The sequence below is a fragment of the Sphingobacterium ginsenosidimutans genome, assembly GCF_039536865.1.
Taxonomy (GTDB): Bacteria; Bacteroidota; Bacteroidia; order Sphingobacteriales; family Sphingobacteriaceae; genus Sphingobacterium; species Sphingobacterium detergens.
This window is the reverse complement of sequence record NZ_BAAAZK010000010.1, coordinates 267,675-280,593: the sequence shown is the minus strand read 5'-3', so window position 1 is coordinate 280,593 and position 12,919 is coordinate 267,675. Positions and strand designations below refer to the sequence as shown.

At 40.1% G+C, this 12,919-nt stretch carries 5 protein-coding genes; 3 read left to right on the top strand and 2 right to left on the bottom strand.

Annotation, left to right across the window (positions count from 1 at the left end):
* Positions 1 to 15 precede the first annotated feature (15 nt).
* A complete protein-coding gene (locus ABFX33_RS26100; RefSeq protein ID WP_346089227.1) occupies positions 16 to 3,876 on the top strand; it encodes a hybrid sensor histidine kinase/response regulator transcription factor in 3,861 nt (1,286 codons plus the stop codon).
* A gap of 131 nt (positions 3,877 to 4,007) precedes the next feature.
* Here ABFX33_RS26100 and ABFX33_RS26095 read toward each other — a convergent pair whose 3' ends face one another.
* Both ABFX33_RS26095 and ABFX33_RS26090 read right to left on the bottom strand, forming a co-directional pair.
* Positions 4,008 to 5,258, bottom strand: a complete 1,251-nt coding sequence (locus tag ABFX33_RS26095) for a glycoside hydrolase family 88 protein (protein WP_346089226.1) — start codon at positions 5,256 to 5,258, stop codon at positions 4,008 to 4,010.
* A 57-nt stretch (positions 5,259 to 5,315) separates the two neighbouring features.
* Complete coding sequence (locus ABFX33_RS26090; RefSeq protein ID WP_346089224.1) at positions 5,316 to 7,460, bottom strand: glycosyl hydrolase family 95 catalytic domain-containing protein; 2,145 nt, start codon at positions 7,458 to 7,460, stop codon at positions 5,316 to 5,318.
* A gap of 586 nt (positions 7,461 to 8,046) precedes the next feature.
* Between ABFX33_RS26090 and ABFX33_RS26085 the strand changes: the two genes are divergently transcribed.
* Both ABFX33_RS26085 and ABFX33_RS26080 read left to right on the top strand, forming a co-directional pair.
* Positions 8,047 to 9,270 carry a Gfo/Idh/MocA family oxidoreductase gene (locus tag ABFX33_RS26085; protein WP_428835664.1) on the top strand — a complete coding sequence of 408 codons (1,224 nt, stop codon included), beginning with the start codon at positions 8,047 to 8,049 and terminating at the stop codon, positions 9,268 to 9,270.
* 105 nt (positions 9,271 to 9,375) lie between these two features.
* Positions 9,376 to 12,777, top strand: coding sequence for a DUF1080 domain-containing protein (locus tag ABFX33_RS26080; protein WP_346089222.1), 3,402 nt, complete (start codon positions 9,376 to 9,378; stop codon positions 12,775 to 12,777).
* The last annotated feature ends 142 nt before the right edge of the window (positions 12,778 to 12,919 follow it).

Sequence of the window (12,919 nt, the reverse complement as noted above, 5' to 3'; positions counted from 1 at the left end):
AACCTCTATTTATCTATGAAATTTCCAGCACAACAGATTCGAAGCATTGTCGTCACTTTACTACACCTCTGTTCAAGTATCATTTGTTGTGCCCAGCACTTTAGTTTCGAAACACTGACGCAGGATAATATCCTAGACAAACAAGCAGTACTGACAATCGCGCAGGATCAACAGGGTAAATTATGGTTTGGTGGGGGAAACAACCTATTTATTTACGACTCCAGAAATGTGACGAATGTTTTAGTCACTGACTCCATTTTCAAAAATGTAGATTACATCAATAAGATTAATATCAATTCGAGAAATGATCTTTTTATTGCAACTGCAACGAAACTCTTCATCTTTAATATTGACAAAAGAAAACCCGTCTATCAACAAGACAAGCCCTTTGATCTTCCCTTAGCTATTCATGATATTTATATTCACGGCAATCAGACCATCCTCTGTTCCGCTCGTGGACTCTATCTTGCTATTCCTTTTGGAAACTCCTATACCATAAAACCGGTTCTGACCCGCAATCATGTCCAAGCTATTGTTCCGGTTAATTCGAAAACATATGCAGTTGCCAGCGATAGTGGTATTGAATTTTGCACATTAAAAAATAATACCCTAACACACATCGATCGTATCTCATTACCACTAAAAAATCAGGGTATTGTTAGCTCTTTGTATTACCAAAATGGCATATTATGGATAGGAACAAAACTACAGGGATTATTTCAATATCGATTATCGGATCAACATTGGCAGCACATTCATGAAGGGAACAGCAACCTCCTAAGTAATAACATCCGAAAAATCAATAAAGGCCCAAATAATACATTAATGCTGGGCACACTAAAAGGGCTTTCTGTCTTTACAGGCAGTACACCTTTTATTAATTACAAACACAATACTTTGGTTCCGCATTCGCTAAGCCAAAATTCCATTTACGATATATTTGTCGACGATCAACAAATTATTTGGTTAGGCACTTATTTTGGAGGTATCAATGCCATTTATCCAAACATGATTCCCCTACATGTTTATTCGAGTCGTGAGTCTCCTCAAAACAGGCTAAATAGTGATATTATTGGCAGTTTTGCAGAATCCCCAGATGCTTATTGGATCGGAACCGAAGAGGAAGGAATAAATCTTCTAGATAAAAAGACGGGAATAATGAAGCCTTTTCCCCAGCTATCGCGATCAAATCTAATCAAGGATCTATCAATACGTGACAGCACCCTCTATGCAGCACAACATGGTGGCGGTTACTCGATCATTGATTTAAAAACTAAAACTGCACAACATGTCCTATTAGACAAAAATCCGCTCCATTTAAAAAATAATATCTATAGCATCTATGCCGGAGTTGATAACTATCTGTACCTGGGTACAAATGCTGGTTTATATATTGTACCTCCAGGGAAACCTCCATATCCGGTCAAAATACTTCCTACCACATTAACGGATATCCAAGCGGATAACAAAAATTGTGTTTATTTTTTATTAGCGGGACGGCTTTACAAGCAAGATCCTAGGACAAAAGTTATTCGCCTATTTACGGATCCAAAATTATCCATTCAAGGGTTTTATGTCCATCCGGATGGCGATATCTGGTTTACAACTGCAACTGAATTATATCATTTGGGCGATATCAAGCCATTGGCCCGTTTTCACAATAACACCTTAGGCTGGCCTGTCATGATTGACAAACATTTCTGGATCAGTAGCAAAAATGGACTGATTTTCCTCGATCCAACCACAAAGTATACTACTGTCCTTAATCAGTACGATGGTTTTCCTGTTAAAAATATGCAGGGAGCTAAGGTCTATAGCAGCGACGCCGGTGTTTTATTCGTGACCACATTGAATGGCTTAGTTTCGATAGACACCCGAAAAATCACCTTTAATCAGAAAAAACCGAACGTGCTTTTTAGAAATATATTTCTTGAAGAGACGCCATTGAACTATGGCCGCATCCAACAAGGTGATCACCCCAACAACTACAGATTGCAATTACGTTATGACGAGAATTTTATCACAGTCAATTTTTCGAGTTCCAATTTTATTAAACCACATAAAAATAGATATCGTTATAAACTCGAAGGTTTTGATAAGGATTGGATAGAAACCAGTACACCAAGTGTCAGATATACCAATATTCCTGAAGGACGACATATACTCAGTGTATATGCCAGCAATAATGACGGCATCTGGAGCAGTACTTCGCTACAAATACACATTGATATAAAGCCGCCGCTCTGGAGAACTTGGTGGGCTTACCTCTTATATGCCGGACTATTTACCCTCGGCGTACACTTTGTTATCAAGTTTGTTGTAGAACGCCAGATGCTGATTAATTCTGAAAGGGAACAGGAAAAGAAAATCAAATTCTTTACACAAATTTCGCATGAGATCCGTACCCCACTGACCCTGATCACTGCTCCTCTGGATGAAATCATCAGCGAAACGGCCAACTTATCGACTACGCAATCTAAGATAAAACGGATTAAAAAGAACGCGGCCAAATTATTGGGGGTTGTTAACGAGCTACTTGATTTCAAAAAATTTGATGACAAGCACTTCATCTTGAAACAAAGCGATATCCCCTTCAGGGAATATATTGAAGACACATTCTACCTCCTCAATGATCTTGCGCAGAATAAACATATCAACTATTATATCCGACAATTGGATGCCGTAGGGTTACAATCCATCGACGCTGTTCAATTCGACAAGGTCATGTTCAATCTATTGTCAAATGCCATTAAGTATACCCCCGAGAATGGCACCGTTTATCTTGAGCTCCTTGATAACGAAGACAGCATCATCATCAACATTGTTGATAACGGGATTGGCATTTCAACGGACAATCAATTCAAGATCTTTGAAGAGTATTATCGGGAGGAACAAGCAAATGACAGTATCGGTACCGGTATTGGACTAGCCTTAACCAAACAGATTGTCCTACAGCATCAGGGAGAGATCCGTTGTTTTACCATGAAAGATGAAAAAGGAGAATGGACGGTGTTCAATCTACGTTTGCCTAAACTATCGAAAGTACACATATCCTCTCCCTCAGATTCCCTGATGACCGTAATAGATGAATCAAATTTAGCAACTCCGTCCGTAATGGACAGATCTTTGCAACAGACCATCCTCATTGTCGAAGACAATAGAGAACTATTGGATACCATTGTCCATTTGTTTCAGGACAGCTATACTGTCATTACAGCTGTCAATGGAGAAGACGCCTTATCGAAAGCGCAAGAGTATATCCCAGATTTGATCTTATCTGACCTGATGATGCCTTATATGAATGGAGCCCAGTTATGCCAGGCTGTAAAAACAAATATTGCTACAAGCCATATTCCAGTTATCCTGCTGACCGCAGTGACAGACAGTAACTCACAGACACAGGCTTTACAATACGGAGCAAACATTTATCTAACAAAACCTTTTGATAATAGGCTGTTGTTTCTATCTGTACAGAATCTCATAGCCATCAGTCATAAAAAGAGCAAGGAATTTCAAGTCAAAAAGACAGATTTCGACAACGAACTGGATGCTCAATTTATTGCCACATTGGATCAACTAATCGAAGATAATATGCAGTCGGATAACTTTGATGTTAATTTTATCTCCCGAAAGATGGGCATGAGCACACCTATTATTTATCGAAAACTCCGGGCGATATCCAACCTTTCAATCAATAATTATGTAAAGATGTACCGACTTAACAGAGCTAAAGAGTTGCTGCGATCTTCCATGAATATTAGCGAAGTCGCCTATGCCGTTGGGTTTTCCGAAAGAAAATATTTCAGTAGGGAATTTAAGAAACAATTTGGATATAATCCATCAGAGCAAGTAGCGGATTCCTCCGAAGATGATTAAAACACAAAATGGATTAGAAAAGGGATTAAATATTTGAAAAGAGACTGTAGTAGGACAGTAATAAATTTAAAACTAACAAAGGCGCTTAAATGGGCGCCTTTGTCATCTTTATCTTGGGATCTTTACAGTGTTTACTTCGCGATTTCTTTAATCAGTGGTTGGCCATCCAAGAGTCTTTTATAACGGATCAATGCTTCTACATAATAGTAGTCCGCATAGGTCAATGGTACATCAATCTCCGAATTTAAAGGAAGCGCCCCTACACTATGCTGAAGAATATAGCCACCGTTTTGACCATAAGCAGCCAAATAAGGTGCTTGGGATAGATTTTTGATCATTGTCTCCGCTTTATCAAAGTAAAGTGCAGATTCGTCGCCTTTGCTGTATTGCGAAAGTTCCAGTAAGGCCGAGGCATACAAAGCCGCAGCGGAGACGTCCCTTAAATCTTTATTGGGGTACATCTTATCAGTTGCAGCGATCTTATCTTTATCAAAATCCCAGTATGGAATTAGATCTGAAGGCAAATCTGGATTATCAAGAATGTATTTCGCTATCTGCTGTGCCTGCTTTAAAAACTCCTTTTTCTTTGTTTCACGGTACATCATGGTATAGCCATATAAGGCCCAACCCTGTCCCCGTGACCAGGCTGACTCATCAGATGCACCTTGATGTGTCTTCTTAGCGCGAACTTTACCTGTATTCTTATCATAGTCGATCACATGGTAAGAACTATAATCTTTCCGAAAATGGTTTTTTAATGTTGTTTCAGCATGGGTGACTGCAATATCATAATACTTTTTATCTCCGGTTATTTTAGAGACCTGTGTTAAAAACTCCAGGTTCATCATATTGTCTATAATGACGGGATAATCCCAGGACCCGTGATCCCAGGAACGGATAGTTTTTGTCTTCGGACTATAACGCGATGCCAATGAATTTGCTCCTGTTGTCAAAACTGGTTCATATTGTTGTGTGTTTCCAGTCAATCGAAGGGCATTTCCAAAACTACAGAACAACATAAAACCCAAATCGTGTGTACCCTTATTATTCTTCTCCTTTTCTAAGTAAGTTAATTTGTCCTCCGCTTTCTTTAGTAGATCTGGATCTTTGGTTCCTTCATATAAATAGAATAAAGTCCCAGGATAGAATCCCGAACACCACCAACTTGATGACGAGAAAACTTCCTTGCCATTTTCAAATGTTTTCGGAAACTTATCTGCCGGTGTTTCCTTATCCAAGACTTTAATCTGCTTGGCAGCTGCATCCAGTTGCTGTTGTACAAACTCTTTTGACAGTTTCAATTTCACAGTTTGCCCATGGACCAAAGTACCTGTTCCCAGAGCAGCCCATAAAATCATAAAAATTTGCTTTCTAAATCTCATTAGTTATATTCCCTTTCTATACGTTGTTTACTTTAATTATTTTAATCTATATTGCTGTTATTTACTTTCACGGATAGCGACTATAGCTCCCTTATTGAGTTCTAATCTGATTAAACCATCCTCCTGCTTCGTATACTTACCCTTTCCCTGTATTTTAACGATTGGGTTAAGCATATCGAGCTTTAGCTTTAATGTTCCACCGTATTGGCTTTTAACTTCAACGGCTACTGTATTCCCATTTTTACGTTGTGCAGAAATCAAATTCCCCCCATCCGCTAAAAACTGGTTAAAGGAGACATCCTTCCATTTGCTCGGAACAGCTGGGAATACGCGCAATATCCCATTCCAATATTGCAGACAGAGCTCCTGTATACTTGCCATGGCGGCCAACGGCGTCTCGATCACAGGGCCACTTTCCGCATAGAGAGTATTCGCTTTTACATATTTGTTCAATAAAACATCCAACGAGGCTAAAGCCGCATCGCCGCGTCCCATCATGGCATACATCGAAGCCGCCCCTGAAAAGGAATAGCCCTGAAGCCATTGCTTTTTACTCTGCCAATATGCAATAGATTTTTCAATCAGCTCCCTGTTTTCCTTTTGATCCCAGTTTACATCATAAAAAGGATAAATCATCATCAGATGCGAATAGTGTCGATGTGACTCCTCATAGGGCACATCTTTGGCAATCATAAAACCATCACTATTTTGTGGGTATTCAACCAAATGTTCCAGCACATCCTTCCATACGGCATGAAGTGGATCGTTGCCTCCACGTTCGTCATCTAGTTCCAGTAAAGCCTTTAAGCCCCACGTTAGGATTGATAGGTCGTAGTTTGTATTATAAGCAAATCCTTTTGAATATTCAGGTGAATAGGTTTTAACAGCGATCGCATATTTCCCATTTTGATCTTTCTCCAGCAAATGCAAATGGTAGTTGACTGCTTCCTTCAAAAGTGGGAATAAACGATCATATACATCTCGCGACAGTGTTGCCCGATAATACTGATAGTAGCTGTGCAGTAGCCACACAAGGTTACCAAGTTCTTTATCACCATCAGAGGCTTTTTCAAGGGAGACACCTTTTTGCAATAATACTGGGCTCCATAAATCCGGTGCAGAAGAACGACCCACCGCTATACTATTGTAGCGATAGGGTTCCGGAACATTAAGACGCAGATTATCCTTATTTTGGTCAATCATTTGAATCAAGGAATTAGCGATATCCAGGTGATTTGCTTTAAAAGTCGGTGAATAGGCGAGCTGCATATTTAGGTTGAGCCAATAAGCTGGCCAGGGAGTGGGACTCGTCCACGGCCCTTGCAGATCCATAGCTGGCTTGTCCGATCTGGTTGCGCTTGCCAGCTTGTACAATTGCATATCATAGAAACCTTGATAAATTGGATCAGGCAGTTCTAGTGTAGATGCCATAAAATAGTTCTTCCACCATTGACGATGTTGTGCCAGCCCCTGCGCTATTTTCCTATTGTCGATTTTTTTGAGATAGTCCAGCGTTTCTTTTGTAAAATCCTTTCCTTCTTGGCTGTAGCCAACTGTGATAACATACCTGTCAAGCTCTTTGGATGATCGAAGCAAATAAGCTGTGGTATATCCCCCACCCGCTGTTAGTGCTTGTTCATAGTATTTTATATGACCTTCTTGTCCATTCTTTCCAGCAGGATTGGCAAGGTATGCCTTCGGTTTTTGGGTATAGGAAAATTTCATGCGTGGACTGATTGCCGAATCGGCCACCCAATTGAGCGTATACTTTCCCTTAAACTCTTTTTTTGACACCTCCAATAAGATAATATTATCATTGGAAAGTGTTGTCGTTTTCACTTTGATCTGTCCCTGATCTGTCGAAACAGTTGCCATGGCATAAGCCTCCTTTAGATGGATATCACCCCTGCTTTGGACGATTGCACTCCCCAGGTCCAGATCAAAGTGCCCCAATTGCAGGCGGGCTTTATCGAACAACTTGTCCTCCGAGTTTGCACGGTGATCATATACATCCGTTCGGCCGATGTCAATACGCACAGATTTTTTACCCGATAGGTAAGTCATCGTTCCCAATAGACCATTCCCTGTAAACACACCCTCATATATCGTATTTCCGAGTGGCGTAACTTTAAATTGCCCAAATCCCATTGCGGGTAGGATTGTCGCAAAAATAATTATGAATAGTGTTTTTGGTTTCATCATATCGGTTTCCTTCTTTTGAAGGCTCCATAAAGATGCTTGATTCTCCAAGCATAATCAAGCTTGTTTTACGAAAACGATTGAGTGGCTTCACGATTTTCCGGTATCCTAATACCTGGTTTTTGTGAGTACCCACTGGATGAATACAAATTAAGGCATACTATTCAGGTATTAAATAGGACCAATAAATCGATCTGTCCTTTCAAAATGCCACATACTGCGACTCTATTATCACAAGGTGGATTAGATTGTATTCTAGAAAATTTATGCGCTTTAATAAGAGATTCAAGCAGTACAGTTCATGTAACAATTCTGTATCTAAATACTAGCGTGGGACAATAGAATCGAACCTTATATACGAAAGAAATGAATTTAGAGCTATCCTTTTATTATTTTTTCATAAAACAAGAAGAAACAATACATAAAATTTTAGTTATCAGTTTATATTTATCAGTTTTTTATCTATTTTTAGGTTCAATATCCAATTGCAGTTAATTTTAACAGCCTAAAATGGATCAATTATAAAACAACTAATCCAACCAACATGAAAGAACAGAATTCATCAAGGCGTGATTTCATTAAAAAATCAGTGGTAGGTGCTGCAGCATTTTCTATTGTACCACGCTTTGTACTTGGAGGCCAAGGCTATCTTGCTCCGAGTGATCATCTAACCAAAGGAGTAATCGGCGTCGGAAATATGGGCCGTGGACACTTCGGCTATGCCGGAACAAAAACAGTTGCCATCTGTGACGTTGACAAAAGCCATCTTGCAGCCGCACAAAGTGACTTGGGTGGCGGCATAAAAGAATACCACGATTTTAGAGAATTAATCAAATCTCCAGAAGTAGATATTGTCCACATTGCAACTCCGCCGCACTGGCATGGTCTTATGTCCATAGAGGCTGCTAAAGCAGGAAAAGATATCTGGTGTGAAAAACCAATGACGCGTACGATTGGTGAAGGTAAGAAAGTGAAAGAAGCCATTGCACAACACGGAAATATGTTCCGTCTGAACACCTGGTTTCGCTTCAAAGATGATTTTTATGGAATGAATGTACCTGTTAGTAAAATCAAAAAACTAGTAGATACAGGCATGTTGGGTTGGCCATTAAAAGTAACGATAAGTAAGCATACAGGATTTGACTGGAAATTCTACTGGGTAGGAAAAGAAAACTTACCGGAAGAACAAGTTCCCGCGGAATTAGATTACGAATTTTGGCTGGGTCCAGCACCGTATAAACCTTACAATAAACATCGCGTACACACCACTTTTAGAGGATATTGGGATTATGATGGTGGTGGATTAGGTGATATGGGCCAACATTATATGGATCCTGTACAATATTTCTTAGGCAAGGACAATGAAAGCCCTGTGAGTGTAGATGTGGATGCACCACAACAACACCCAGATGCCGTTGGTACCTGGAGACGCATTACGTTCACTTATGCTGATGGCTGTCAGATCATTTTAGATGGTGAGGCCAAAGATGAAAAAGCGGCTTATATTGAAGGGCCTAAAGGTAAATTATATAAAGGATTTGCGTCCGATATTCCTGATCTGGAAAGAAAACTGGCGCAATACCCTGAGCCTGCACCACAAATCACCGACTTTTTGGAATCCGTCCGGACACGCGAAAAATTCGCTCTCAATGAAATAAATGGGCACCGCTCCTGTACATTGGTTAATATGGGATTAGCAGCACTGCGCCTCAACCGCTCATTAAAATACGATTCTCAAAATGAGCAATTTATTGATGATGACGCTGCAAATCGTTTAATTCACCAACCAATGAGGGGTCCTTGGTCTATCTAACAATTATAATCCGATGAAATACCATGAACGCAAAAAGACTTCAGAACACTGGATGGATAGCAGTAATCATGGTAGTTTCATGCCGATAAAAGATAAATAATCTCAATGAAAAAGATATTTAATTCGCTGGCTGTATTGCTTCTCATCTCGAGCGCCTCATATGCCCAGCAACCGCAAAATAGAACCACAGCTACCAAAATAGCTGATGTGCTGGCTCAGCAACCCGCAGAGGAAAAAGAAAAGTTCCTGCTCGCCATGCACGAGCTGGAAGGATTTACTTCCGATGACATCGTTGCTTTCCTTAAAGGCCTAAAAGCTCCCGGAAGTAATAATGCTCCAATTGAATTTGCTGCCAACAGCTATTCTTTTTATGTCAATCAGCCTGGAAAAGAGCAACAAAGAAAAGTATTTGTTGAAGGTTTAGCAAAATCCATTGCACAACTGAGCGAACCTACAAATCAAGTTTTCGCTTTACGTTTACTGCGCCAGTGCGCAGATAACTCCGCAATCCCAGCTGTGGCAAATTGTTTAACGAACGATAATCTAGCTGATGCTGCTGCGAGAACTTTGGTCTCTATTCGTACCAGCGAGTCAGCTACGGCCTTGGAAAAAGCATTAGCAGCTTCAACGACTGAAAAAACTGCAATCGCTATTGTTACAGCACTAGGCGATTTAAAGGTTGCAAATGCGGAAAACGCTATTTTGGATTTCACCAAAAAATATAACTCTGATGCTTTCCAACGCACCGCTTTGATCGCATTAAGTAAAATTGGTGGTACAGCTTCCGCTTCGTTATTCCAAAATAAATTGAACGATGCGGCATATAGTTACGATAAATTTGATGCTGTCGGACTAGGTATTGACTATGCACAATCGTTGATCGACAATAAGCATGATCAAGATGCCATCAAATTCCTGAACAAATTCTTCCAGGAATCACAGAAAGCGAAATCCATCAACGGACAATTTGCTTCATTGAAATTATTGGCTGCCATCAATCCAGGTAAGCAACAAAAAAATCTACTGTCTGCTGTAAAGAGTGATAATGGTGCATATCGTAACCTTGCGTTGCAATTGCTCGGTAAATATGGTAAAGGTAGTGATGCGAAAAGCCTGCTGGCTCTAGCGAGTAAGGGGACACCAGAGGTACAGGAAAGTGTCCTAAACTATCTCGCACACAACGGATCTGCGAGCAGTTTAAACGCAATCCAGGCCTTGGTCGGCAAAACGACTTCGCCAGTGACAAAATTGGCAGGATTAAGCGCGATCAACAAACTTTCACAAGGAAAAGAGACCAATACCCTAATACAGGCCTTTGATGCGGATCAAGAATTTAACAATTCTGTTAAGGCGCTTATCCTATCTTCAAAGGATGCTAATGTGATCAATGATGTCAATACTGCACTCGCTTCTGTTGATGACAGCAAAAAAGTTCAGTTATTGGATATATTGAGCAAACGCTCCAATAATGCGTCTTCAAAAGCTGTTCTAGCGATTAAAACAACAAATCCAACAGTAGAGGAAGCTATAAATAAAGCTTTACCTAATGTCGCTCAGGAATCTGATCTTGAAGAACTTTTCAATAGGTTGAACAATACCACTGATCCGAAATCGGCAACGTTATTGCAGAAAGCAGTTGTCAATGTTGTTCAATCAAGCCCTAATGCAAAAGGATTAACAGGAAAATTAGCTGCAAATATTTCAAAATCAGCCGCTCCTAGCGCTGCAAAATACTTCCCTATTTTTGCTGGACTTGGTGATGACCAATCGTTGCAAGCAGTCGGCAATTACGTAAATAATAATAATCTGGAATTAAGGACTGCAGCCATTACATCGTTGTCAAGTTGGTCATCCGCTAATGCACTTCCTAAACTAGTATCCTTATCAAGAACAGAAAAAGATGACAACCTATTCAATACGGTTTACAGAGGATTAGTCAAGTCTATTTCATCTTCGGCTAATACGGCTGATCAAAAAACACTTTTATTACGTGACGCATTTAGTGTTGCAAAGACTGTAGAACAGAAGAAGGCTGCACTTTCAGCTCTTCAACCAACAGGTACTTATCAAGCTTTTATTTTTGCTGCGGATAAAATGGCTGACCCCGAACTAGGAGAAGCAGCTGCGAATACAGCCATGAATATTGCCATGGACAATAAATACTATGGTAGCAAAGTCAGAGAAGTTCTAGAACAGGTAATCGGTAAACTGTCCGGTAGCGAAAGTGGTTACCTGAAAGAGGCGGTTGTTCGCTACCTTTCTGAAATGCCGGTAAAAGAAGGTTATGTATCACTTTTCAATGGTAAGGACCTTAGCGGTTGGAAAGGATTAGTCGCCGATCCAATCAAACGAGGTAAAATGAACGCCAAAACGCTGGCATCCGAGCAAGCGAAAGCAGACGAGATCATGCGCAAGGGTTGGTCAGCCTCGAATGGAGAGATTGTTTTTAGTGGCAAAGGAGATAACCTGGCTACCATAAAACAATATGGAGATTTCGAGATGCTTGTAGACTGGAAATTGGAGAACTATGGTGGTATAGAGGGTGATGCTGGTATCTACTTGAGAGGCACTCCACAAGTACAAATTTGGGATATCGCCAATACAAGAGTGGGCGCTCAAGTAGGCTCAGGGGGATTGTACAACAACCAAAAAAATGAAAGCAAACCACTCAAGGTTGCTGACAACGCTACTGGTGAATGGAATACCTTCAAAATCAAAATGGTCGACGATAAAGTCACCGTTTGGTTAAACGGTCAATTGGTAACCGATAATATTCCACTTGAAAATTATTGGGACAGAAATCAATCCATTTTCCCTACAGAACAGATCGAACTCCAAGCTCATGGGTCAGTTGTTTACTACCGAGATCTTTTTATCAAGGAATTCCCTAGAAAGCAGATCTTCAAAATAAGCGAGCAAGAGAAAAAAGATGGTTTTGAGGTGCTATTTGACGGAACAAATCTGGACAAGTGGACTGAAAACAAAGCTTATATCATTAATGATGAAGGTTATATCTGGGTATACCCTAATGCTAAATTTGGCGGAAACTTGTATACAAAAGAAGAGTACTCAGATTTTATCTATCGCTTTGACTTCAAATTGACGCCAGGAGCTAACAATGGTGTCGGGATACGTGCCCCATTAGAAGGTGATGCGGCTTATGAAGCCATGGAAATCCAAGTTCTTGATAATGATGCCGATGTCTATAAAGATTTAAAACCTTATCAATATCATGGCTCTATCTACGGTGTGGTAACAGCTAAAAGAGGTTACTTAAAACCATTGGGTGAGTGGAACTCCGAAGAAATCTATGTAAAAGGCAACCGTGTTAAGGTAACCTTGAATGGCACTGTCATTGTTGACGCTGATATTGCTGAAGCCAGTAAAAATGGTACGTTGGATGGTAAAGAGCATCCAGGTTTAAAACGTACGAGTGGCCACCTAGGTTTCTTGGGACATGGAACTGAAGTATTCTTCAAAGACATTCGAGTAAAAAAACTCAAATAGTTTTACGAAGTGTAAAATAAAGGGGATAAGGGATCTTATCCCCTTTTTTCTAAACAACCGGCTTGTTTGACAAGTGAGAAAAATAACCGAATGATTCCAAAACTTTTATTAAATTAAGGTTCTAGGATTCTAATTCAAAATA

Bases quoted from the DNA above. Each gene is read 5' to 3' on its own strand.
- ABFX33_RS26100 (WP_346089227.1), top strand. From the start codon at position 16: ATGAAATTTCCAGCACAACAGATTCGAAGCATTGTCGTCACTTTACTA.
- ABFX33_RS26095 (WP_346089226.1), bottom strand. From the start codon at position 5,258: ATGAGATTTAGAAAGCAAATTTTTATGATTTTATGGGCTGCTCTGGGA.
- ABFX33_RS26090 (WP_346089224.1), bottom strand. From the start codon at position 7,460: ATGATGAAACCAAAAACACTATTCATAATTATTTTTGCGACAATCCTA.
- ABFX33_RS26080 (WP_346089222.1), top strand. From the start codon at position 9,376: ATGAAAAAGATATTTAATTCGCTGGCTGTATTGCTTCTCATCTCGAGC.